The sequence below is a fragment of the Mycobacterium dioxanotrophicus genome (genome assembly GCF_002157835.1).
In the GTDB taxonomy this organism is placed as follows: Bacteria; Actinomycetota; Actinomycetes; order Mycobacteriales; family Mycobacteriaceae; genus Mycobacterium; species Mycobacterium dioxanotrophicus.
Genome location: NZ_CP020810.1, coordinates 59,635 through 84,220 on the forward strand (window position 1 = coordinate 59,635; position 24,586 = coordinate 84,220).

General features: G+C 67.0%; 19 protein-coding genes and 2 pseudogenes. 1 reads left to right on the plus strand and 20 read right to left on the minus strand.

Annotated features, from left to right (window positions below; translation table 11 throughout):
• Nucleotides 1–182: 182 nt before the first annotated feature.
• Genes BTO20_RS36960 through BTO20_RS36980 form a run of 5 tightly spaced genes read right to left on the minus strand, consistent with a single transcriptional unit; the run spans nt 183 to nt 7,406 of the window.
• Nucleotides 183–2,216: a hypothetical protein gene (locus BTO20_RS36960; RefSeq protein ID WP_232491360.1), complete on the minus strand. Its 2,034-nt coding sequence runs from the start codon at nt 2,214–2,216 to the stop codon at nt 183–185.
• Nucleotides 2,210–5,044, minus strand: a complete 2,835-nt coding sequence (locus BTO20_RS36965) for an ATP-binding protein (protein ID WP_087083348.1) — start codon at nt 5,042–5,044, stop codon at nt 2,210–2,212. Before BTO20_RS36965 ends, BTO20_RS36960 begins: the two co-directional genes overlap by 7 nt.
• Nucleotides 5,045–5,087: 43 nt before the next feature.
• Entirely contained in the window at nt 5,088–5,360 is a 273-nt protein-coding gene (locus tag BTO20_RS36970; protein ID WP_087083350.1) for a hypothetical protein, read from the minus strand.
• Between the two features lie 29 nt (nt 5,361–5,389).
• On the minus strand, nt 5,390–6,334 hold the full coding sequence (locus tag BTO20_RS36975) for a conjugal transfer protein (protein WP_232491361.1): 945 nt from the start codon (nt 6,332–6,334) through the stop codon (nt 5,390–5,392).
• A gap of 25 nt (nt 6,335–6,359) precedes the next feature.
• Nucleotides 6,360–7,406 (minus strand): hypothetical protein, encoded by a 1,047-nt coding sequence (locus tag BTO20_RS36980; RefSeq protein WP_087083354.1) that lies wholly within the window; start codon nt 7,404–7,406, stop codon nt 6,360–6,362.
• A gap of 439 nt (nt 7,407–7,845) precedes the next feature.
• Here BTO20_RS36980 and BTO20_RS36985 point away from each other — a divergent pair, with 439 nt between their 5' ends.
• Nucleotides 7,846–8,763 carry a hypothetical protein gene (locus BTO20_RS36985; RefSeq protein ID WP_232491362.1) on the plus strand — a complete coding sequence of 306 codons (918 nt, stop codon included), beginning with the start codon at nt 7,846–7,848 and terminating at the stop codon, nt 8,761–8,763.
• Nucleotides 8,764–8,882: 119 nt separating this feature from the next.
• Here the strand turns inward: BTO20_RS36985 and BTO20_RS36990 are convergent, their stop codons facing one another.
• The 15 genes and pseudogenes from BTO20_RS36990 to BTO20_RS37060 form a co-directional block, all read right to left on the minus strand.
• Nucleotides 8,883–10,325 (minus strand): type IV secretory system conjugative DNA transfer family protein, encoded by a 1,443-nt coding sequence (locus BTO20_RS36990; protein WP_087083470.1) that lies wholly within the window; start codon nt 10,323–10,325, stop codon nt 8,883–8,885.
• A 7-nt stretch (nt 10,326–10,332) separates the two neighbouring features.
• The gene (locus tag BTO20_RS36995; RefSeq protein WP_087083356.1) at nt 10,333–10,746 is read right to left on the minus strand and encodes a type IV secretion system protein VirD4; all 414 of its coding nucleotides are present in this window, start codon (nt 10,744–10,746) and stop codon (nt 10,333–10,335) included.
• 61 nt (nt 10,747–10,807) lie between these two features.
• Entirely contained in the window at nt 10,808–12,694 is a 1,887-nt protein-coding gene (gene eccA, locus BTO20_RS37000) for a type VII secretion AAA-ATPase EccA (protein WP_087083357.1), read from the minus strand.
• Nucleotides 12,691–14,337: a type VII secretion protein EccE gene (gene eccE, locus BTO20_RS37005; protein ID WP_087083359.1), complete on the minus strand. Its 1,647-nt coding sequence runs from the start codon at nt 14,335–14,337 to the stop codon at nt 12,691–12,693. Before eccE ends, eccA begins: the two co-directional genes overlap by 4 nt.
• A gap of 10 nt (nt 14,338–14,347) precedes the next feature.
• Nucleotides 14,348–15,769, minus strand: coding sequence for a type VII secretion-associated serine protease mycosin (gene mycP / locus BTO20_RS37010; protein WP_087083361.1), 1,422 nt, complete (start codon nt 15,767–15,769; stop codon nt 14,348–14,350).
• A complete protein-coding gene (eccD, locus tag BTO20_RS37015) occupies nt 15,769–17,298 on the minus strand; it encodes a type VII secretion integral membrane protein EccD (protein WP_087083472.1) in 1,530 nt (509 codons plus the stop codon). Before eccD ends, mycP begins: the two co-directional genes overlap by 1 nt.
• Nucleotides 17,295–18,107, minus strand: a complete 813-nt coding sequence (locus BTO20_RS37020; RefSeq protein ID WP_232491363.1) for a MinD/ParA family ATP-binding protein — start codon at nt 18,105–18,107, stop codon at nt 17,295–17,297. The genes eccD and BTO20_RS37020 overlap by 4 nt, the downstream gene beginning before the upstream one ends.
• A 106-nt stretch (nt 18,108–18,213) precedes the next feature.
• The gene (locus BTO20_RS37025) at nt 18,214–18,513 is read right to left on the minus strand and encodes a hypothetical protein (protein WP_087072533.1); all 300 of its coding nucleotides are present in this window, start codon (nt 18,511–18,513) and stop codon (nt 18,214–18,216) included.
• A pseudogene (istB, locus tag BTO20_RS37030) lies at nt 18,503–19,289 on the minus strand (IS21-like element helper ATPase IstB). Before istB ends, BTO20_RS37025 begins: the two are co-directional and overlap by 11 nt.
• A gap of 25 nt (nt 19,290–19,314) precedes the next feature.
• Nucleotides 19,315–20,675, minus strand: a pseudogene (locus BTO20_RS41460) (Mu transposase domain-containing protein).
• Nucleotides 20,676–20,806: 131 nt separating this feature from the next.
• The gene (locus BTO20_RS40890) at nt 20,807–21,415 is read right to left on the minus strand and encodes a hypothetical protein (protein WP_157680450.1); all 609 of its coding nucleotides are present in this window, start codon (nt 21,413–21,415) and stop codon (nt 20,807–20,809) included.
• A 169-nt stretch (nt 21,416–21,584) separates the two neighbouring features.
• Nucleotides 21,585–22,463, minus strand: coding sequence for an ESX secretion-associated protein EspG (locus BTO20_RS37045; RefSeq protein ID WP_087083365.1), 879 nt, complete (start codon nt 22,461–22,463; stop codon nt 21,585–21,587).
• A 131-nt stretch (nt 22,464–22,594) separates the two neighbouring features.
• Nucleotides 22,595–22,882, minus strand: a complete 288-nt coding sequence (locus tag BTO20_RS37050; RefSeq protein ID WP_087083367.1) for a hypothetical protein — start codon at nt 22,880–22,882, stop codon at nt 22,595–22,597.
• Between the two features lie 63 nt (nt 22,883–22,945).
• On the minus strand, nt 22,946–23,251 hold the full coding sequence (locus BTO20_RS37055) for a hypothetical protein (protein WP_087083369.1): 306 nt from the start codon (nt 23,249–23,251) through the stop codon (nt 22,946–22,948).
• A gap of 92 nt (nt 23,252–23,343) precedes the next feature.
• Nucleotides 23,344–24,579, minus strand: a complete 1,236-nt coding sequence (locus BTO20_RS37060) for a PPE domain-containing protein (protein ID WP_087083371.1) — start codon at nt 24,577–24,579, stop codon at nt 23,344–23,346.
• Nucleotides 24,580–24,586: the final 7 nt, after the last annotated feature.

The following is a 24,586-nucleotide window of genomic DNA, read 5'->3' on the forward strand; positions in this document are numbered from 1 at the left end:
GTCTCCTCTGTCTAGATGTGGTGTCTCAGGACGTTGGTGACGGCAGATCCGGCATGTGTTCGTCCGTACGCCAGTTCCACAAGCCCTCCTAGCCTTGCGGCGGCTTCCCGCGACGCCCGGCAGACGGGGGCGGCTCATCAGAGCTGCCCCGGCTGTTGTCGGAGGCTCGATTGCGTGAGGTGTCACGCCCCGTTGGGGTCGGGCTGGCGCCCGACCGTCGCGGGCTCGACGGGACAGGGCCCCCGCCCGCCGCCGAGGATGAGGGTGGTGGTGGCGGTGTTGACCGCCGTCCGGACGCGCTGTCGTCGCCCTTGTTTCGTTGACTGGACACCGCTTTGGAAGCCACCACAGCCCCGGCGACAACCGGCGCGGCCGGCCCCGCCGCGGCCGAAGCCCCTGCTGTCCCCGCCGCCGTGGCCACGCCGCCGCCTGTTGCTGCGCCTGCCCCAGCGCCGGCGGCCGGGCTGTGGCCGCCACCCGTGCCCGGCGGCACCCGCGCCGCTGACCGTGCTGGTCGCGGCCGCCGGGGCAGCACTGCTGGGCGGGCTCGATGTTGGTGCGTGAGCGGTTCGTGCCGCGCCGCCGGAACCGGACCCCGACCCGGGCCCGCGTGATCCGCCGCCACCGGATGGTGCCGGCGGGTGCGGGCGCCGACCCGGACCCGCCTGCGGTCCACGGCTTCCCGCATCGCTGTTCTGTTGGGAGCTGGGCCAACGAGAGTCGTCGCGGCTCATCCGGCGCAGATCGCGCGAGGCCGCCCGCATCGCCGAGGCCTGCCCGATCGGCCCCATCCCGAGCTGCATGGAGCGTTTGACGATCGTCATCGGGCCGGGAAGCCCCTGGTCGCCGAAGCCGCTCATCATCGCCCGGAACCCGAACACCGCGGCTGCGGCCATCAGCAGCATCACGATCATCTTCATGATCGGGTGCTCGATATTCATGCCCGGCAACGTGTTTCCGGTGACATGGGACATGATCACCAGCACCACGCCGAACCCTGCGGTGGCAAACATCATCTCCACGCCGTGGACGAGAAGTTTGATCGCGGTGCGTTTGGCGTACTGGCGTTGCGGTCCTGGTGCGACCGCGACCGCCGCAGCAGGGATCAGCACCAGAATGTGCCAGAAGGTCAGGAACCCGATCCGGATGACCTCGGCGCCGATGTAGCACAACAGCATCAGCAGCACGAGCACGATGCAGTTCATGAAGAACATCAGCCCGATCGTTTCGCCGCTGAGCTGGCGGGCGTGGGCGGCCGCCGTCGGGTGGCCGCACTGATCCATCGCATCGACCGGGCCGCTGGCTGCACCCGCGATCGCGCCCGCCTGCCCCGTGGCCTGGGCGAGACCGCTTCCCCGATTCAGCGCCGCGTTCCAGGCCTCGGCGCATCCGGCGTAGTTGTCGATGACCTCACCGAAGTTGGCGATCTGGATGGGATGGCGCACCAACACCGTGGCCATCCACTGCGCCAACACCGTGGTCTGGGAGTCGACGTTGCCGCCGGCCAGCGACCCGTTGTTGGCGACGCCGAGCGAGAAGTCGAATCCCACCGACCGCGCAACCGCAAGCAGGCCGTCGTCGCCCACCAACTCATCAACCGGGTCACGCAGGAATACCCAGATCAGCAGCAGCACGAGATAGGCGCTGACCATCACTGCGGCTCCGGTGGCGAAACCGCGCCAATAGCAAAGGATTCCACCGACGGCCAGGCAGATGACGATGGCCAGCGGAAAGATGTTGTAGGCCTGCACGAAATGTGCCAGGGATACCGCAATCGGTGCGGCAAGAGCGCCGAGCCAGCCCAGCCACACCGACCCCAGCGCGAATTTGATGAACCAGATGCCCAACGCGGCCACCACGACCAGAAAGCCACAGCACAGCCCGAGCAGGGTCGCCAGTTGGCTGTAGGTCAGTGCGATCTGCACTCGGTCGGCCAGCCCCGGAACCCACGACGACGGGTCCAGCAAGCTCATGTCGCTGCCTTGTTCTCTGACCGCTTCGAGCATCGAGACAGTGCCGATGAAGTACGACCCGATGGGCTGGCCGGTGGTGTCGGTGATCCCGGTCCAGCCCACGGCGTTGGTGAAGCCTGCCGCGGTGGCGTGCGGCGCGGTGACCAGCGCGGTCAGTGCCCCAGCCCACAGCAGTTGCGCCATCAGCCACGCCCGCCGCAGACCCGGGCGGGTGTAGCGCCAGGCGCAGTACGCGGTCAGCATGGCTGCCGGTCTCCGGCATTGAGTCCTCGGGTGTCGAACGCCTCCACCCGCTCCCGCTGCACCGGGGGCAGCATGTCCACCAGCCCGGCCCTGCCGAACTCATCGATCATGTACGCATACCCGTGGCCCTCGACCGTGCGCAGATCAAGCACCTCCGGGTACTCATCGGGGTCGATGCCGATGGCTTTGAACTCGGCGCGGGCCTGGTCGCGTTCGATCGGTTTGAACGGGGTGATGATCCGTGTCGGTAGGTCTTTTGTGGGGATGCCCGCGAAGTGCTCCACATGCTGGGAGATCGCGATCAGCCCATAGCGTTCTTTGCGGCCCTGGGTGATCAGTCGGACCGCGTCCTCCTGCCCGACCGGGGATGAGAAGTAGGTGCGGGCTTCCTCTGCGACGAACCAGCCGAACCCTCCCGGCCTGCGGTTAGGGCCGGTGTAGGCCTCGCGGGTGATTGCGGCGATCATTCCGTAGATCGCGAAACCGGCTCTGGCGCGCGCACTCTGGCGACGGTACTGATGCAGGTCCTCGGTCTGGGCGGTGGTAGGCAGCTCCAGCTCGGAGGTCAGCCACACCACGGCGTCCTTTTCCCCGATCGGCGGCACGGGAAGGGACTCGTCGAACATCGCCCGCAGGTAGTCGATGTTGGCCCACATGTCGAGCTTGGCGGTCAGCTCCGCATACTCGCGCGCCTGTTCGCCGCGCAGGCTATTGAGGTAGCGCACCAGCGCGCCCATGCTTTCGGCCACCCGCTGGTCGGGGCGCAGCAGATACCTGAACTGGCGGGCGATCTCGGCGTCCGGTTCAACACCCATCATCGGCAGCAGGTGATCCAGCGTCCGCTCGACGGCGATCTCCCGGCGGAAGATGCGCAGACCGTCCATCGACACATCACCGCGGGTCGGGTTGATGTAGACCACCCGATCCCCCAGGTGCGCCAGGGCCGGCTCCCACTCCCGATTGGTGCCGGGGTCAACGATCGAACACTGGCTGTTGCGGGCGATCAGCTCGGTGACGACCCGCTTGGCGCCCTGTGACTTTCCGCCACCGGGCGGGCCGAAGAACAGCACCCCCGGCGCGCCGCGCCGCTGCGCAGCGCCTTCGGGATCCAGCAGGACCGGACTCGGCCGACGGGTAGCCATGTTGCGGGCGAACAGGATTCCGGTCTCGTTGCCCAGCTCGTTGGACACCAGCGGGGAAAACCGCGCCCATTCTGTGGTGGTGGTGGGCTGGTCGAATTGGCTGCGGGGGCTGCGTTCCTCACTGCCGGGCAGACCCGTCTGCCACAGCCCGATCTGGGCACTGCCGCCCCACCGGCTCAAGGTGGTGTCGAGTTCCTCGGCGAAGTGCGTCTGCATCTGCTGGGCGGCATGATCGAGTGCGGCCCGACTGTTGGCGCCCACGGCGACGACGGTGGAGGCGCAGACCTCGCGTTCGAGCTTGCTGGCCCGCAGTTTGGCGTTGTACTCCTCGCCGGCGGCATACCGCTCGGCCAGATCGGTGTTGCTCGCCCGCACCGACCCTCGCTGGAAGGCCTGGTCATCGAGATTGCGCTGCGCGCGGTCGACCCGGTTCAAAGCCCGTTCTGCCGAGCGGGTGGTGATGTGCTGAAACCAGTCGACCTCGACGTCGCTGTCGACATCGACGTCGTAGATCGACAGCAGATACTCCGCACGCGGATACACCAGACCCGCTCGGGGAAGCTGGGCGACAGCGAGCATGCTCTGATAGCTCACCGGTTGCTGCCGGCGCCGAATGACCACCACCGCGGCCAGGGACGGCACGATGCGTCGCCACCAAGACCGATGCTGACGACGGGCGAGCTGGTCGCCGCAGTCGAACTCCGCGGGCATCAACGGCTCAAAGTCGGTGCGAGTCAACCGATCAGGACCACCCGGTTCGTGCGGGAAGGGCTCAGAAACCGCCCCCAACGACCAGCGGCGTCGATACCACCAGTGAATCTGGCGTGGCGTGGCGGGCCGGGCGTTGAACTGCCGCGGGATTTTCGTCAGCAGCTTGTCGACCATCTCGCGGTAGCCGGCCAGCGACTGCGGATCATCGGGGTCACGCCCGGCGACAACCGTCGCCACCTTGGCCAGACCACCAACCCCGCTGCGGCCCTCCATCCCGGCATCGACCGGAATGCGCAGTCCAAAGACCTGTTCGTAGAACGGTTCGATCTGGACGAACTGCTCCCAGTCGCGGACCTCCTGAATCCAGGCAGGATGGTGACCGTACCCAGAGATCATGCGCCGCAACAGTTGTCGCGGATTGATGCGCACATTGGCGCACCACAGCAGCATGCCCGACGGCAGCTGCCGAACCAGAGGGCGATGACCTCGCGCGACGGCGTCCTTGCGGTCGTAGGACATCATCCCGCCCGGCTGGCCATCCACCAGGAACTCGGCATACACGCCACCGGGGGTGAAGATCAGGTTGTCAATCACCTCATCCGGTGGAGACAACCACGCATCGCGGCGACCATCGACATCGGCGGTGCGCCGGGTGTGCACCAGTCCCTCCAGCATCCACAGGATGCGGTACAGCGGGCTGGGCCGCGACACCGGCATTTGCCGGGCCAGGAAGGTCAACCCGACGGTCAGGGCGGAACCGAACAAGAAGATCGTGATCGCGTGCCCGGAGTCCAGCCAGCGGCGGGTGGCCCACACCGTCGCTGCGGCCCCGAGCAGGAACGTCGCTCCATCCCAGATGCGCCACGGCGCGAACCACAGCCGCGTGTTGTCGTCGATGTGCGACAGGTAGATGGGAAAGTCGCGGACATCGGCGTAGACCCGTGCTCGGCGTGGCCTGTCTGCGTCGTCGGACACCTGGGACTCCTCGGGGATTTGCTGCGGTCAGAGGCTGATCTCGTCAGCCGAACTGGCCGGAAGTGATTCCGCCGCCGTGCTTGTCGACGGTGCCCTTCAAGCTCACCGCCAGGCCGACGCCGCCAAGGATGATGGCCGCGATGGCGATTCCGCCGAGCACCTTGCCGGCCGCCGCGCCGAATCCACGGACCAGGGAGAACGCTCCCGCCACACCGCCGACGAAGATGGCGATGATTGCCAACGGAATCTGCAGGGCCTGCCACAGCGAGGGAATAGCGGTGATGAGGTCACCGGCTGCCAGTGCCGTCTCGGTCATGATGTGTTCCTTCCAGTCGTGTCGATGTCTCAGTTCGGGGTCTCAGCGCTGCGCCAGTCGGTGTCCACCGTGGCCGGAACTAGCGCGTCATCGGTGGACACCGCCGGCGCGAAGTCGATCGCCGCCACCAGCCAGCGGCCACCCACCCCGGTCAGCGTCAGCGGATAGCTCAATTCCGTTGGGGCGTACTGAGAGTTAACGGCCGTGACGGCAGCCAGCACGCGCACGGTCTCTCCGTCGGCCGGTGTCGTCGGGGGCGGTGAGACGGCGGTGATTCCCGACACGGTGATGCTCTGATAGGCCCCGGCAACACCGATCAGCTTCGACTCGGCGGTCACGTACCGCTCCACCTGCCCGTCGCCGGTCAGGTAGGCGGTAAGGAATCCCGACGCCACCGAGTAGGCCGGGTCGGATTCACTCAATGTGGTCGGATAGCTCAGCGGCACGTCCGCCCCGGCCCCGGGCCCACTGATCCGGGCGGGCAGCGACGCTGCTCGTGGGCCGTAGCGGGACCACAGCACCGGCACCCGATACAGCGCCCGCTGCGGGCTGGCCGACTCGTAAGGCCGCTGCGTGACGCCGACGACCACGGAGAACACTTCGGCGTCAGCGTCTTTGCCCGCCATTCCCGCGTAGGTGACTGCCACCACCGTGGGGGTGTTGATCACCACCGCCGGGGTGGAGGGAAGCTGCAGGTTGGCATTGTCGACCGTGATGAACTGGTTCAGGCTCGCCACATCGGACTGGCTTGCCGTCAGCCATACCGACACGTAGTCCTGTGCGAAGGCGCTGACCACCGCCGACTTGTTCACTACTTCGCGTGACGGGGTGACGAGATCCGGTGGAGACCCGAACAGGAACTGCCACACCAGGTTCAGGCCGGCCAGGGCCGCCAACCCCAGCACCAGCGGCTTACCCGCCGCGGTCACCGCGCTCTTGCCGCGCTGCACTCGCCGCTGCCACGTCCTGCTCATCTGCATTCGGGGTTATCCCTTCGCTTCACAGCGGCTCGTGGCCGATGATCTTCAAGCTCTTGATCGCGAACGCGGCATCGACCGGATCGGACGCGGCCTGCCCGCCCAGCGAGGAGCCCGGCAGCGGCGCCAGCGTCAGCGGCGCCGGGAGGTTGAAGCCACCAGGAGTCGGCGTGGGACTCGCCCCGGGCTCGGGCTGTGCCGGTGGCCGTGAGGTCTGGCGGATCAGAATCCTGATCTTGGAGGCCAACACCCGCTTGATGGGCTGCACCGCCTCACCGTGGACGTTCTTGGTCTCCTGCGTCACCATCGTTTTGTCGGTGTCGTTGAACAGATACTGCACAGTGGTCACCACCCGGTACTGCCCCCACTGCGACACCCCGCTGGCGTCCTTGCCGACCCAGCCAGGGGTGAGGGAGATCGCGGTGATCATGTAGGTCTTCGACAGATCGATCTCGATCACCTGACCGTCGGCCCCGCCCCGCACGCACACGAACGCGCTGTGCGGATCAGCCCCGGCCATCGTCTGCGCCGACGTCGAGCCCGCCGCGCACGATCCCGCCGCATCGGCGCTGTAGGGCAACGGACGATCAGCCGACTCCGCGGCCGCCGGCTTAGGCGCCGCCGAGCGCGTCGGCGGTACCGCACCCGGTTCGGTGACCGAGGCGGCCGTGGGCCGGGCCGGTTCATCGGAGCCATAAACGACCACCGCGCCGATGATCGCCACCAGAACCGCGACCAGACCGGCCGCGGCGAAGCCCATCGCGATCTTGCCGTCGAACCGGCGTGGACGCTGCGGCTCGTCGTGCTCCCCGCTGTCGAGCGGAACCTCTACCAGACCCTGCGGCGCGCCCGGATCGCCATCTTCCTCGGGGTCGGCGTAGTCACCGAAAGCCTCACCGCCGTCGTCGTATTCGTCGCCCTCGTCGCCGTCGTAATGATCGTCGTCGGCGACCTCGTAGTCGGTATGCGCGCCCTCGGGCATGTCGTACTCGGGCGCATCCGGGTACAGGCTGTCGGGATCCTCGGATGCCTGCAACTGCTCAGTCCACTGCTCATTGGTCAACGCCATGACCGGCCTCCGTGAGGGTCGACGCGATGATGCAGTGCCGCCGCACCACGGGAGCTGATCCGGCGACGCTGCCCGTGCCCCGACAGCCAGCCCCGGCCGCGAAGCGATGTGCCGCCACCAGGAGTCGTCGGCGGCCCCACCAGCGTCGCCGGCCACAGCGCCGACCCCCCGGCACAGGTGAACCCGGCCGGTGTCGAAGTGTTCACGAGTGACGCACCTGTGCGGGCACCTCGGCAACCCGACATCGAGACCGACGCGCGGCCGCCGCGGCGCCCACCCCTGCCCACCAGTTTGCGAATCGCGCTGCTTACAAACAAAACACTGGCGACAGCGAGCGCGGCACCCGCCAAAAGGGAGACATTCGCCAGTCCCAGAGCTACGCTGTCCAACATGCTTCTCATGCTGACAGACAAGACATAGAAAGACAACACGTAAACAAATGTTGTTCAAGCCGAGTGTGGACAGATACGACGAGTTGCGCCGCGAGTGGATCGCCGAGCACTCCGCAATCTTCACGATGCAGATACGCCGCGCCGAGCTGCTGAACCGGCGCATCCGCCGCCGTCACCGCGAGACCGCCGGCGCCCGCCCCAACCCCTACGACGACCACGCTACCCATCCGTTGCTGAGCCGCGGCGCCAAGACCGTCGAGGCCAAACTTGAGCTCGCCATCGTCATCCTCGCCGCACTCGCGGCGCCACTGGGCTGGCCTGCGGGGCGGTTCATCTACCAGCGCATCGAGGCGTTGATCCCCGACCGGCTGCGTTCCTACCCCATTCCAGCGTTGCTGTTTGCTGCGGCCGTGCTCGGCGCGGTGACGACGCTGCTGTACGACCCCGGCCAAGGGTTCACAAGCGCGCTCCTGGCGCCCTGGCTGATGGCGCAGCTCCCAGCCGCAGCCCTGACCGCCGCTGTCTACGGCATCCTCAACGGCTGGCTGGCCATCGACGGCTCCACCGAGTGGTGGCCACTGACCCCACCAGCGCCGTCGGTGGAGCTGCCCGCCACACTGCTACCTGACGACCTGACCGCACCCTCACTGTTCGACACCGCGCCCGTGGCCGACCCCATCGACCGCACCCCACCAGGCGCCGGATCAGTCCGCTCGCTGCCACGATCCTCCCGGCTGCTCACCCTCGCGCTGGTGGTCAATGTCCTGGGCATCATCTGGACCCTGGCATCCGTCGGCGTCGGTGTGAAAACCGTTGTCGTGAAGTCGCTAACGCCATCGACCACCATCGGTGCCACCTACGCCGTTGCTGCGAGCAGTAGCGACGAGCACCTCGCCGAACACAGTGGATCACGCCGCGCCGACTGCCAGACTGACCGGTTCTTGGCCGCAAGCCTCGGACTTTAGTCCGGGGTGAGCCCATCCCGTGTGTTGCCGGCGGTCAGAGTGGTCGGGCTTGTCCGTCGATGTACTGCTTGATGATCGACAGTGGTGCCGGTTCGTTGTCGTTGCCGTTGAGATGGTGATCATAGATCGGCGTCTTTGCGGGTGTCCGACCATAGTCGGCGCACCAGTCCCGCGGCGCGTGAATACTGTTTGGTGTCAGTGTCTTCCTGGCCGCCGGTGCGTGACAGGATCGCCTTGATGGCCGTGTCGTACCGGTGCAGGAACTCTGACCAGTCCGGAATTTCCACGCAGGTTCCTACACCTCCGCGCACCAGCAGGCGTGCGTGCTCGCGGTCGGGGGGCAGCAGCTCCTGCCAGCGCAGTGTCGCCCCTAGGTCGCTGTTGAGGCTTTTGTGGGCGTCGGCCTGCCCGAACCCTTGACTGCGCCGGTTGGTCAGACCTGACCAGTTCTCGGCGGCCGTGAGCAGCTCTTCCTCGCGGGCGCCGAACATGATCACTGCGGCGCCGAAGATGTCGCGCAACTCGTTGGCATAGGTCTGCCCGTACACGGTGTCCAGCGACGAGGACGCCTGCACCGCGGCCATGAAGTTGATTCCCAAACCGCGGCCCTCTCCGACGATCCTGCGTAGCGAGGGAATCGGTGCGGTGTTGGGTAGTTCGTCGACGATCATCAACAATCGGTGCATCGGCTCGCGGGCCGAGGTCTTCTCGCGCCACCGCCGTACCAGCGAATCCAGCAACGTGACCGCCGAACCGGCCACCGTGCCGTCGGCCGGGGCCAACACGTACAGCGTTGCTTGCGGATCATCGAGGAAATCTGCGGTGAACGGTTTCGCGCCCGGGCGCTGCACCAGCGAGGTTCGCAGCCACGGCGTGATCGCCTTGCGCATGGTGATGGCCACCGAATCACGTTGGCGGGGATCCATTTCCATGATCCGCATCATGCCCATCGACAGTGTGGGGTACTGATGGCAGATCGCGGCGGCCTGCGCCCAGCCCGGTTCACTGGTGTTCTTCGGGTCAATGTTGTCCACCCCGGTCAGCACCCAGTCCATGCCCTTGCCGTTGCCCTGCGGACTGGCCGCGAACAGAAACGCCGCCAGTGGACCGGCCGCCTGGGACTCCCACACCCCGCCGTCGGAGACCTGATCGGCTCCAGATCCCAGACCGACGGTGGCCATCTGCATGATCGTCTCGGCCACCGTCAACGCCTCGTATGGGCTGTCGATGGTCACCGTCGGGTCGTAGACGTTGGCGACGATGCCTTCGGGGTACACCGGGGAAGTCAAGGGGCGCAGATCAAGCAGCGCCCGCGGCCCCCACCGGCGCTGCATCACGTTCTGCATCAGATCGTCTTTGGATGACACCACCACGGCCGGGCCGCCCCACAGCACCGCCGCCGGCGCCAGGATGCGCCGCGACTTACCGGTGTCCGATGGTGCGGACACCAAAACCATTGGGGCACTGCGAGGCACGTACAACTGCTCACGCTTGCCGACGATCCGGCGGCCGAAGCCGCAGTAGGTGGTGGGGGTGGGGGTGAAGCTCGGAGCCTCACTCACCGCCGGACTAGCCACAGCGCCGCTGACGGTGCAGTCCGTCGGTGTCGACGATCGCCGCGCGAACCGCCGCCACGATCGAATCACGCTGGCGGGGGTCGCAGGTCAGCGTGCGCACGACCGACTGGCCCAGCATCGGTGCTGACACCGAACACCGCATCGCCGCATGTGCCCAGCCCGGACTCTGCACGTCCTCGGGGTCGACGTTGGCCAGTGCTGCCCGCACCCAGTCCATGCCTTGCCCGTTGCCGAGTGGAGATGCCGCGAACAGTAGCGCGGCCAGCGGTTGGACCGCCTGCACATCCCAGAAGTCGGCGGGCCGACTGCGGCCCATGCCGGGTCGGCCCACCCTGAGCAGGGTTTCAGCTTGGACGATCGCCGTGTGTGCGCTCTCCACATCAACGGTCGGGTCATCTGAAGGCATGTCCAAATCCTGGCAGATAGATACAGAGTCGGTCAATACGTGAACAATGAACGAACAGCGGTTAGGTGGGTGGTTGAGCCTGCCGCCGGTCCTGGGACTCGCGCAGCCAGTCGGCCGCCCGCGCGCGGTTGGTCCGCATCTCTGGAGGTAGCGCCTGCTGATGCCCGTAGTGCACGTCCTCTGCTGTGAGCAGAGTCAGCGTGTCCTCGTCGAGGTCGGTGCCCAGATCGGGGTCGGACAGGTCGGCACCACTCAATCCCAGCGAGCTCACGATCCGGCTGTTGCGGTTCACCTGCGCCTTCTCCACCATGGTGCGCACGAAACGCCCGTTGCCTAGGCCGTCGATGACACGGATGACATCGCCTTCGCTGCTGGTGATGTGGGAGTTGTAATACTGCGCGAAACTCTCCCGCAGCGACAGCAGCGCGCCCGGTGCGAAGGTGTCACCGTCCTTGGCGGCCAGACCTTCCATGATCGCTATCAACTGATCCGGGTTGTATGAGGCGTATTCGATGAGGGTGGCGAAACGCGATCGCAGTCCGTCGTTGGCGGCCAACACGCGCTGACTGGCCATCGGATAACCGGCGGCGATGACGACCATCTCGTCTCGGTGGTTCTCCATGAACGGGACCAGGGTGCTGATGATGGCCTGCCCGTAGGGGTCACCCGACCCGTACCCGGTGTGGATGAGGTCGCCGAACTCGTCGATGAACACCGTGGCGCCCAAACCTTCCTTGAGCTGATCGCGGGTGTTGTTCTCGGTGTCACCGACATGACGGCCGACCAGTTTGTCTCGGCGGGTTTCGTAGACGTCGGGCCGGCGCAGCAGCCCCAGACCGCAGAAGATACGGGCAACCGCCCGGGCTGAGGCCGTCTTGCCGACTCCAGGGGGACCCATCATCAGCAGATGCCGTGATACCGGCGACGTCGGCAACCCTTTGCGCTGCCGCAGGACTCGCGCGATCGAGTCGTTTCGCAGTTCGGTGATCCGCGCTTTGACCTCATCGAGGCCGACCATCGCCGCCAACTCCGCTTCGGCCTCAGCCAGCAGCGTCTGCGCTGAGCGGGCCGACTCCGCAGCGGCCCGCTGCTCGGCGCTGGTCTCGGTGGAAGGGTCCCAGCGATCCGTGCGCGTCTCGATCGTTTGTGGATCCGTGATCTGCAGTCCGAAGGTCGGATCCGACAGCGCGGTCTGGGCACGCTCGAAACCGGGCCACTGCACGCGGATGTTGGTGAGGACCGTCCGGGCCTCCTCAGGCTCGCCCTGGTGGCGCAGCACCAGCGCCCGACAAAACAGCGCGTCGCGGGTCAGCTCGTCGCTGGCCTGCTGGGCGCTGGGCTTCCACCCTGACGTGGTGTCGTCGGCGGGAGGGTTGATCACCAGTTCGACGGCTGCCAACGCTCGATCGCTGAGCCCCAAAGACGCTGCCGCCCAAGCCTCCTGCAGGCTCGCGGCCCTGCGCAGATGCGGTTCGCCATGCCACTGGCGGCAGTTGCTCACCGCGACCAGCACATCAGGCCAGCGTTTGGTGGCCGTGGCCAGAACCGACCGCACATAGCCCACCGAAGGAGTCGCCGGCAGCTCGGCCATGGCGTCGTCGGCGCCCTGCCAGTTCTGCTCGCGAATCAAGGCCGCAGCGTAGGCCAGCCGTGCAGTGGTGGTGTCGACAATCGGCATGCGCACATAATCGATGTCGAAGTGGGCTCCCAGATCGGCGGGCCGGTGCTGAATCCGCAGCAGACCCTCGCCGAGCCGGTCAGCGTGGCTGGCCAGCCGCTCTAGCACCTGCATGGAGCGCTCCCCTGTCGCATACCGGCCCAACCAGGCGTCGGCCAGTTCCGGGTTGTCCCCGGTGGCCAGGACGAACACCTGCGCCGCTTTATCCGGAGAACTGTGCAGCACCTTCATCGCGGCACGAAGCGCCTGCAGTGAACGGTCATCGATCACGGTTGCAGCGCTCCCGTCCGCAGATGGGTCAGGAACTGCGCTTCATTGCGGGGCCGCATCACCGACAACCGCACCCCACGCACCGCCGGGGTGCCGATCACCAGTTCATCCGGGGATTCCTGCACGATCGTCACATCGGCGTCGGAGTCCACCGATCCCACGGTCACTAGACTGCGCCCCCGCTCACCGACACCACCGGCTAGCCCCTCGCCGTCGGCCACGATGACCGTCGGTTGCCGCACCGGGTCACGATCACCGGCCAGGCTGATCCGATAATCGCTGTCGCACAACGGTCGCCACACATCGGGACGATCACTGTGAATCAGGATCACCGCCCCGGCGGCACTGGTCCGCAGCAGCAGCGGGATCACGACCGGCAGGTCAGCGCTGATTGAAACCCGTGTGGCCCGAAGCGGATCGGTCAGCGGCATCAGGAACGGGACCCCGGTGACGGTCATGCCGAACATCGGCCCCGACGGACCTACCGGAATCTTCAGGTCGGAGCCGTCGCCCAGCAGACGTGGCGACATCTCCAGGTGCAAAGCCCTGTCCCCCAACGGTAACGATGCCAGCAGGGAGTCGAAGGCCTGACCGGAGACCGGCTGCAGCGCCAGCAGTGGAGGGTGGGTCAACGGGGCGTCGGTGTGGAACCGCACCAGGCCGGCGACGCGGGAGCCGCCCGCGCAATCACCGAACAGCCTCACTGTGGTGACGGTGCGGTGTGCCCGCACCGTCCACAGGTCGTTGAGCATCTTGGTGCTCAGGTCGCGACCGGCGATGCGGTAGGTGGTCACGTAGTCGGCGTCGGCGTCCAGGTTCGACCAATTCTCCTGCACCCGATCCAGATCGGTGTCGTTGAGCAGAGCGGCGATGGCTGCGCCCATCTGGGGCGCGGTGCAGGTCACTGCCCGGCAGCCCGCCCGCAGCACCGCTTGGCGCACCCGTTCGGTGGCCGCCGCGGCGGCCGCGGCGGCATCACCGCGATACAGCATCGCCGCCAGACATGCCTGCGGACACAGCCGCAACACCAGCCAGGAGCGGCGGTCGCCGACAGCGGCGCGGTCGCCGACGATCTCGGCGTACTTCGGGGTGTAGCTGCCGTCGGCGGCCACCCGGCTGCCCACCTGCACCACGTCCACCGAGTGCAGCTCCAGACCAGCGAACTGGCTCAGCCGCGACTCAATCGCCTCCAACGGGATCGTGTTGATGGTCTCTGCTCCCGTCGGCACCAGCACCGTGGGCGAGAACGCGCGACCGTGCAGCGCGATCATCGTGACTGCGTACTGGCCGTCCCAGATCATCCCCACCGGCCCCGCACCGGGCATGTCCACGGTGAACGGTTCGGGGATACGGGTGCGGGCCCGGCGGGCACTTCCGCGGTGCCGGAAGTACACAAACCGCGCCCACCGCGCCAGCCAGCCGGCCGCCGTCGCACCGTTGTAGCTGACGGTCACCACCATCAGCACCACACCCAGGACCAGCGGAATGAGCCACCACGGCACCGGTGAGGCCGCCACCAGAATCGCCGCGGCGATCAGTTCGGCGATCACCACCAGCTTCAACCGCAAATCCAGCCGCCAGCGTCGAATCTGCTCACCGAATCCTGCGTGTGGGCCAGGGATTTGCTCATCGAGCACGGTCACGGTCGCCCCCCTACTGTCCTCGTCGCGATTTCGACATCGACGTCACCAGCAGCACCACGCCAAGCACCAGCAGCAGCGTGGTGCTTCCCGCCACCGCGAGGATCATCGGCCGATGATCCGCCGGTGGGGGTGGCGCCGGAGGCCCCAGCGGTCGTGTCAGGTTCTCCCGAGGTGCCGGGATTTCGGGTACATCGAAGTTCAGCGCAGCCAGCGGGTCGATCACCCCGTAGCCGACTCTGTTGTCCACCACCGCGGCCGGGGAGTGTGCGGTCTGCTTGATCCGGTTGATCACCTGTGCGGCAGGCAGATCGGGATACTTGGCGCGGATCAGCGCCGCCAGTCCCGACACATACGCGGTAGCGAAGCTTGTGCCGCTCATCGGCTTCAGCTCCGAGGTCTGCGGATCGACGGTGGCGTTGATGATGCCCCCGGCGGGGTTGACCCCCTCCACGAACAGACCCGGAGCACCCACCCCGACCCACGGCCCAGCCAAGCTGATGTCGGCTCCCTCGCTGGTCTGCGCGGGCTGACCCCGGTCATCGGTCGCACTCACCGACAGCACATAATTGGAGAACCACGACGGCGTGCTGATCGTCACGACCCCACCCCAGTTGCGGGGATCATCCACATTGGTGGCGTCGATGTTCGGGTTCTGGGAACACCCTGTGCCCATGGGCATTCCGGCGCTGGCGGCATTGGCGTTTCCGGCCGCGGCCACCAGCACGACATCCTTTTCCATCGCCGCATACCGCACCGCGGCCCCCAGCGTGGTCTGGTCGACCGGCTTGGTCACCGGCACACACGACACGATGGACATGTTGATCACCCGGGCACCGAGGTTGGCGAGGTGCACGATCGCGCGTGCCAGCGTGCTCACCGTGCCCGCTCGTGCGTCATCGTCGTTGCCGCCGCGTTCGCGCACGAACATGCCCGAGGACTGGCGGACCGAGATGATCTCGGCATCCGGCGCGACCCCGACTAGGCCGTCGCCCTCGGCCGGGCTGGCGCCGATGATGCTGGCGACCACGCTGCCGTGGGTGTCGCAGTCCGACAGCCCGTCACCGCCCATCACGTAGTCGCCGCCGCCGCGCAGGTGGGGTAGACGCGGAGAGGGCCACACGCCTGTGTCGATCACCCCGACCGTCACGCCGGCCCCACGCCCGGCCGACTTCCACAGCTCCGGCAGATTCATGAACGTCTGCGCTGCCGGCGGCACGGCCACATCGGTGCCCGGCATCAGCGCGTTGGCGGGGCATTCGTAGCGTTGCTTCATCGGCTCGTCCGGGCCGGGTTCGCCATCGGCAGGAACAGCGGTCGGATCGATCGCCGGAGGTGTGATCGCCGTGGCGGTGGCCGACGGCCACATCAGCGCAAGCATCGCGGCCGTTCCCGCGACCGCCAGACGACGCCCGATCCCCACGAAGCTAGCCATCACATGTTCCTTGCCAGGGCCAGCAGGTTCAGCAGCCATACCGCGACCGGGGGGACCGCCACGATCAGCAGGTATTCACACCATTCCACGATTTTGCGGAACACCGGGGAGAACACCTTCGCCGGCACAACCGCAGCGGCCCCCATTCCGGCGATGCCCAGCGCAATGATCACCGCTGCCGCCGCGTAGGCCGCCACCGGGCTGGGCCAGGTCAGCGCGTACTTCACGGTCGTGACCATGACCATCAGCACCGAAGCCGCCACCACGGTGATCGCCTGACCCCGGGCGGCGAACGCCCTGCCGCGCAACAGCAGCACTGCTGCCAGCAGCCCGATGAACACCGTCGCCAGCCACCAGCGGCCCTGCCCCGGTTCCACGACGAACACCGAGGCGCCCACGAAGAAGATCGCCACCGCGATCAGCAACGCACTCAAGTAGACGTTGGCCGCCTCGGCTCCCCGGCGCAGGTCCTCCACACTGGGTGTGCCCTGGTGCTCGGCGGCCACCAGCGCCTCTTTGGCGATGGCGTCGGCGTTATCAAAAGTGTCCTTGCCAGTGACTGTGGGAAACGGCGGCACCGGGATACCGGCCATGCGGGCAGCGATCTTCGGCGCACCGGTCAGCACGAACAAGGCCAGCACCATCACCACTACCGACAGGTTCTGCAACGTCGCCCCGGTCAGCGCATGGACGACGGCCAGCGCCGCCAGGCCGATGCCGACGATGACGATGGTTGCCATCAGAGCGCGCGGGGCTGGACTGAGCCTCCACAACAGCGCAGCCAAGACCACCGCCACCATCACCGCGAAGGTGAGGTGCCAGGGTCCGACGCTTCCCGGAGCAGCCATGAACGCCGCCGCCGGGCAGGCGATCAACGCCCCCGGAAGCCATAACGCGTTGGCGGTCACCGAGTCTCGCTGCTGCCTCCACACCAGTGCCCCACCGATGATCAGCAGCAGTCCCAGTCCCGCAGCGCCGGCGGTCGGGATCAGGTTCCACTCCTGGCCTGCGCCACGGTTACGCGACCACGCCAGCATCAGCAGCCCCGTGGTCACCGCCACTGCAACAGCCACGATGATCCCGGCCACCAGCCGGGCCGTGGCAGCAGTCACCACAGGGGTGCGGGCCTTGTTCAGCACCGCCACCGCCGACGACGGGGACTCGATCACCGGTGTGAATTCGACGTCGGCGTCGATCACCTCCAGCACCAGCAGGTCGCCGTCGACCACCCCCTGCTGACCCAGTGTCTGTGTCCGGTCCAGCGGCCTTCCGTCGATGTGGGTCAGGTTGACCAGGCCCGGGCTGACCATGCCGTTCTCGTCGGGGCTGCGTAGCCCCTCTTCACCGCTGTCATCGGTCTGCAGTCGGCGCACCAGGGAGTCGACCACCGCCGCCACCGGGGAGCTGGCCGGAAGCGTCACGTCGTGTTGGCGGCCTTCGAACAGCACCGCCACATTGACCTGCTCGGCCAGACGGACCTGACGCGCCGGGACCGCCCCCTGCGTGCTTCGCTCCGTCGCTGCCGTCATCGCCACCCCTCACCTTGCTCGGGCCACTGCGGTCGATACCCCGGGTCTTTGTCAGCGGCCTTGACGAACCCGTCGGCCACCGACGCCGCAGCCTCGATGAACGCACGCCGCGTCGCAGGTGCCAGACGGTTGAAATCAACGGCGGTGGCATCGCTGAGGTGTGGGTCGTAGGGGATGTCGTGCACCGCACGCACCACCCGCTCAAACCCCTCATGCAGATTGCGGACCGCCTTCGTCGGCGTGATCTTGTTGACGTTGCTGATCACCATCACCGCCTCCCGCACCAGGCCCGGATAGCCGTGCGAGATCAGCCAATTCAAGGTCTGCTGGGCTGCCTCGGCGCCGTCGTAGCGGGTCGTCGAGGCCACCACCACCGCATCGGCCATCGACAACACCGCCGCGGTGATGTCGTCGCGCATCTGATTGCCGCAGTCCAGCAGTGCCACCGGATACACGCGTGCCAACCGCTGCCAGGCCATCACCAACTCACGGCCGGTCAGCACCGCATCGCCGGGATCACCGGCGAGCACCTCCAGCCCTGACGAGGAGTCGATGCCCAGGTGGTGCCGAAAATCGCTGTAGGAATGAAGATTCGGATCGGCCAACAGCGTGCGCCACGTGCCCGTGCTCGGTTCGTTGATCCGCTTGGCCAGGTTGCCCGACGCCGGGTTGGCGTCAATGGCCACCACCTTGTCACTACGGTAATGGGCCAGCGCCGCACCGATTCCCAAAGTGGTTGTGGTCTTGGAGACCCCACCTTTTTGCTGCAGCACCGCAATGACGTAGGTGCCGCGAAGGTTGACCTTCAACCGGCGACGCAGATCATTCCACTCACGCTCATCGGCGCTGATGGCGCTAAAGAAGACTGCCCAGAGATGCTAAGCGAAATTGCCCAGTTGGCTTGAGTGGCTAAGGTTAGCAGGTTCGTCGTTGCAGGGGAACGATTGTGCCGTCGCCGGGGGTGCTGGGGCGGGCAGCTTCTGGAGTGGTCAGCAAAGCGACGATGGTGATGGGTTCGCCGCAATGCGGGCAGGAACGGGTGGCGGCCGGCTGTGGGGCGGGTGGCCGGGCCTCGGTGACGGTGGCGGCGGTGTCGCTGTGTTTGCGTTGCTCCCAGGCGTGTTTGCGGCAGCGGTCTGAGCAGTAGATCTTGGTCGGTGTGGTGGCGGTGAATTCGGTCCAGCAGGCTTGGCAGGAACGGGTCTCAGCTGACATGGGCGGCGACCGCCTTACGCATCGTTTCGGCGGTGGCTTGGTGGTTGCGCAGCCGGTAGCTGGGTCCGTCGATACCGACCACGGTGGCGCGGTGCAGTAGCCTGTCCAACATGGCGGCTGCGACGGTGGCGTCTCCGAAAGCGGTTGCCCAGTCAGCGATCCCAACATTGGTTGTCAGAATCGTACTCGACTTCAGATACCGTTGGTTGATCACCTGGAACAACGCGGATGCCCATCGCCGGGCAGCGGAAGGTAGCCAAGTTCGTCAATCACCAACAGTTTCGGTCCGGCGAAGAACCGCATGCAGGTGTGCCAGCGGCCTTCCAGGGCGGCTTTGTGGCAGCGGGCCGCCAGGTCGGCGGCGGTGGTGAAATACACCCGGTGGCCGGCCTCGACCGCGCCGCGGGCCAACGCGACGGCCAGCATGGTCTTGCCGACCCGGGTGGGCCGACGAACAGCACGTTGGCCGCGTCGTCGAGGAAGCGCAGACTGGCCAGGTCGTTGATCAGTTTGGCGTCGACCCCGGGCTGGGCGGCGAAATCGAAATCGGCCATGGTCCAGGGTTCGGGCAGACAGGCGAACCGCAACCGTGAGGTCAGCCGGCGGGCTTCGGTGGCGTTGACCTCGATCTCCAACAGCCGCTCCAAAGCGGCGGTCAGGGACAGGTTTTCGGCGCGGGCGGCATCGAGGATGCGGGGTAGCGCTTCGGCTGCGTCGCCGAGTTTCAGATAGGACAGATGTGCCCGGAGTTGTTGGTATCGGCGGGCTTCGCTCATCTGTGGGACGGTTTTGCTCAAGGGGTTACTCCTGGTTCTGTTCGGTTGGATGGTGTTGGGGAACAACGGATAGCCGTGCTGCGGTCGCCGCATAGACGGCCAGATCGATCACTACCTTCTGGGCGGGATCGTTCGCCGGGGCACCACGCAGCCGCGCGGCCTCGGCAACGGCGGCCACCGAGGGCGGTCGCCGGGTCTTATGAGTGCAAGGCCTGGCCGTCGAGAACCCCGATAGCACTGCCTGTTCGAGCGCGACGACGTGACCGGCATCGCGCACCACCGCGCCGCTGCCGTCGACCGCGCGGCGGTGCGCGGCAACAACGGCTCCCGATGCCGTGGTCAATTGCACGGTGTCAGAGCCCAGGCGGTGGGTGACGGTCACCGTGGCCCGGCCAGCCCGGCGGCACCGAGTACTGATTGCCCGCCAGGACACCAACGCTTGTGGAGTGACGATGCGGTGTTCGGTCAACTCGGCCGGATACGAACCCGTCGGCAGTGACCGTAGTGGTTCGGCATCGGCCAGGGCGCCGACGGTGGTGGCCTGCCCGTCGCGGCGCCGGCGGCGCCCGTCGAGCTTCACGCACAGCCGGTCCAGCGACGCCTGGGCTTGCTCGATCGTGGTGTCGTCGGTGACGGTGCGCCACCAGCGTTGGGCGGCAGCGTGATTGGACTTCTCCACCACACCCTTGCGGTTGCCCCGTCGTGGCGGGCACACATCGACGGCGACAGCGTAGTGTTTGGCCACCCCGGCGAACGCCGCGGTGATCCGGCCCGATTCGGGATGACATACCGTGGCCATCCGGTCGAACCGCCACCGCTGGGTGACCCCACCCAACCGGATGCTGACCGCCTCGATCGCTTCCACGACGTGCGCGAAGTCCTCGGCCGGGCCAGCGCCCCGCGCCAGCGGCTCGAATGGGCCAACGCCCCGACCAGCAGGTGGGCATGCCGGTCAGCCGCCCACGATGCTGGTGGATCGGGCAGCTCGACCCAGTCCCACTGAGTCTCGACCCCGGGCGGATGATCGATGACCGCGACGTCGCGGCCCTTGACCGACTGACACGGCTCGCAATGCGGTCGCAGCCCCAGGTTTCGGATTGCCAGGGTCAGCGACGGATACGAGCCGGTAAAACCTAGCTCGACGAGTTCGTCGAACAGGGTTGAGGCCCACAGGTGCGGATCGTCAGCCAGGCGGATCCGGCAGTACTCGACGAACGGATCGATCACCAGCGGTTCAGAGCGTTGGCGTTGCCCGGGTACTCGTTCCCCAGCCAGATAGGCCCGAACGGTTCGGCGATTGATCCCGAGATGGCGAGCGATCGCCGATATCGACCAACCCTGCTCCCGAAGCGCATGCGCTTCCACATCACCCTCCAGCGACAGCAAACGACGGCCCTCCCATTCATCAGCGGAAACACAACTCCGCTGACGATGAGCAGAACCCCGACAAGCAGTCCGACGACACGCCGAACCACCGCTGCCAACTGGGCACTTTCAATTAGCGAGACTGAGCACTTTCACTTAGCGCCATCAGCGCCCGGCCCCAGATTGATGCGCGTGGTCTTGTATAGCCGCTTGCGCCACCCCGATTCAGGCGACGGCTTGTACGGGCGAACCAGGTCGGCTTGACGCACCTGGGCCTGCATCGGCCCCACCGATTCCCCGCCCCGGGCAGGCCATGTCGCAGGCTGGGGCGGTCGCGGCGCCCACCCGGGCGGCGGAGGCGGCGGGCCACCCGGCGGCGGCGGAGGCGGCGGCTGATGTGTGCCCGAAGGCCGATACCCGCCAGAGCGGCCAGGCGGCGGTGCAGGAACCGCGCCCGGATCGCGCGGCGCACCGAGGGCGTGACGACCCGCACCCGCAGGTGGAGCGGCAGGATTCGGTGGCCCAGCAGGGGGATAGTCCACCGGTGGCCGCGCCGACGGTGCCTGTGGGGGTGGTGCCAGCGGGTACGGATCGACCGCCGGCATCCGGGGATCGGTGTGGGCATCGCTGGGCTCAACACCGTTGTGGGGATGCTCGACCGTGCCGGTCGGCTCCGGCGCCGCCGCGGCGGTGTCTGGCGCGGCCGGCGCCTCGGGCTCCTCCGGCTTGAGGTACTGGCTGTAGAAGTCTTGTTCGCTCACAATGACTCGATCCTGTTGCGCCGCACGGGCCTGCCTCCTAGCACTGCCTCAGTATCGCACATTCCAGACATATTCAGACAGTACGTGAACACAATTTTTGTTTGATGTTGGCGGGTGGGTTGATGGGTGGTCTGCCCCATACTCTGCGATGGGTCGTGTTGTGTGGCCCCTATCGGCGAGAGGTCCGGTCGTTCCACTCGCGGATGCCGACCATCCCCAGCACCGCCGTCACTGACGACTTGATCGCCGCCGTGGTGCCCGGTGTGATCAGCGTCCACCACGAGCCGTTTTCACTGCGGATCGGCCCCGTCAGGACCCGCCCCAGCGCCGTGTCGGTCACGGTGGCCGCGGTCCTGCTCACCTGGATTTGACCCGCGGTGTCGGGAGTCATCGCGGTCATCGACAACTCCATGATGGGGTTGTCGGCGGCCATGGTGACCACCCGGTACTGGTCGCTGTCCATCCCCAGACTGGCGAACACCGTCGCCGCGCTGTGCTCGCCCCGCGCCACCTGTCCTAGCGCTTCGAGCAGATTCGCCGTCGGAACCGACACCGCGTCGAACTGTGCAGGCTCCACCTGCGGCCCACACACCGGCAGCAGGCGGTCGACCAGACTCGACACCGTCGCCGAATGACCCAGGTACTCCACCGTCAGGTCATCCTCATGTTGGATCGCCGACACCGAGACCTCACCCCGGCGGGCGATGGCCAGCCGAAGATGCTGCCCGCCGCGACGAATCATGGCCGCCAACACCACATCTGGTGCGCCCAGGGTCTCCAACCACAGGCGCACCTGCGGGTGCACCTCATCGCCGAACACCAGCCCCTTCTCGCGCAGCACCTCCACACCGGGATGCCCCCACGGACGCTCGGCGGGATCGCCGGTATCGGTGAAGGGTCGAGTCACCAGCACCGCCGGCATCCGCTCCACCCCGCACAGCGCCTGCAGCAGCCACAGCGCCTCTCGGGTCACCTCCATCGAGGTGGCCGGCTGAGGTCCGGTCGCCGTCGGCGCCGGCCGATTCACGAATGTCGGTCGCCCCGCCACCGTTGGACTCCTTCGTTGCTCAATTGGTCACCACCTGTTCGCCCATGACAACGGCCCGGCCTGCCTTGGTGCAGGGCCGGGCCGTGTCGTGCTCGGAGCTTTTCTGGCGCACGCGCCACGCGAGCCCTGAGCTAAGCGAGGTACTGTGCCTTGATCGCGGCGTCCTTCTGGATCACCCCGTCCAGGCCCATCCCCAGCGCCGCCTTGGCCGCGTGGAGCTTCTCGCGCAGCCCGTCGACGTAGGTCAGGACCCGGGTGTAGTCCTCTTGGAATCCCTCGCCGCCGCCGCCCTTGAAGTGCTCCATGGTGCGGGCCTTCATCGACATGGCGTCGCTGTGCACCTCTGCCGTCAGGAGTTCGCAGGCGCCGATCATCTCCTTGCATTCCTCGATGATCGGCACGTTGTACTGAATCGTCATCTTGTGCTCGCTTTCTCAGTTCTCAGTTGGTCTTTGGTGACTCGTTGAAATCGCTCAGGCCGATCACACCGACATGGTGTCGATGGCGCTGAGGTAGGTGGCCGCGTCATCGTCGCCGGCGGTCAGATGTGCCGCGGAGGTGTTCATCTTGTCGGCGTGGTCGGCCTGCATGGTGGCCTGCTGGGTGCCGTAGGACTGCAGGTCCTCGCCGGCACGCTGCAGCGCCACCTGCCCCTTGCCCTGCATGCCTGTGGCGGCGTGCTGCAGCATTGAACCGAGCTGCTGGACCATCGCCCGCAGCCGGTCCTCTTTCTCCGACATCGCCGAAGAGTCGCCATGCATGGCCTCGATGTCGCCATAGATGTCCATCGTGAGTCCTTCCCCGAATGTTGTTTGCCCCGAACCGGATCGCCGGTGTTGGGATTACTGCCTACGCGTTGGCGGTTGCCCCCGCTCACCTGTCAGACCGGCGCCCCCTTGTCTCCAGGTTCACTGGCCCGTGTCAGGCCCCCTTCCCCGGTGATCACCGGCATCGCGTCAGCTGATCGGAACAAATCGGCCGCCGAGACCAGCACCTGGCCCGGTTCGATCTGTTCCTTCTTTTCGTCGTTGTTGGTTTGTGCTCCCGCCGCAGCAGCACCGTGGGCCAAAGGCGCCATCGCCCCGCCCATGCCGCCACCGGCTGAGGCCGGAACTGTGGTGGCTTGAGGCCGCACCTCGCTGAACCGTGACGTGCTCTCACCGGTGGCCGGGGCCGCACTGACCGCCGACGCCCACGAGCCGGGACTGCGCAGCGCCGCCGAGGCCGCCGAGACCGTGCCCGCCCCACCGAAACCGCCTCCGCCGCCACCGGCCAACGACGCGTTCACCGCGCCCCCGGCCAGCGGTGTCGCCGTCACCCAGTCCGACGCGGCGGCGCCATCAAGGCCTGCTTCAGGACTCAGGTTCGCCGCCGAGGCCAGCGATCCCATCTGACCGAGGAACTGCTGCGGCAGTTCGGTCAGGCCCTTGAGCGGGCCACCGCTACCCACCGACTGGAACAGCGACATCGGCATCTGCCCGATCGTGGGCAGCATGCCGGTCATCTGCTGGAAGAAGCTGTCCATCGGGGCGCTCGCCTCAGCAGAGGCCTGATCCAGCCCTGGAGTTCCCGCGCCAGCACCACCAGTGGTCGACGGCGGCGCCGGTGGCAGCGGCGGCACCGTCTGCAGCGGCACCGACCCCGCTTCATAGGCGTACTTGTTGCTCACGCCCTGCATCCACATCCGGCCGTAGTCGACGCGGTTGGCGATGATCAGCGGTGTCAAGAATCCGAGGAAGTTGGCGTTGTTCAACGCCACATGCTCGGACTGATTTGCCGCCACCTCGCCGGGGTGAGGGGTGGCGAACTTCGATGTCTCAAAGGACGCGGCAGTGGCGTCGATCGCCATCCCGGCCTCAGCGACCATCGCGCCCGCGCTGGCCAGCCACCCCAGATGGGGAGTGTGCGCCAGACGGGCGATCTCCCCACTGAGCGACGGCCAACTGGCCGCCATGGCAGCCTCGGTCGAGATGTGCCCACCGAGCATGCCGATGATCGCCGCTGCCAGCGCCTTGAGGTTGGCGGCCGAGGCGAAGAAAGACCCCGCCCCAGGGCCCAGCCAGAACTGCGCCGAGGTCGCCTCGGGCGGCTCGGCCTGGTAGACCCCGGGTGGCATGACTTCT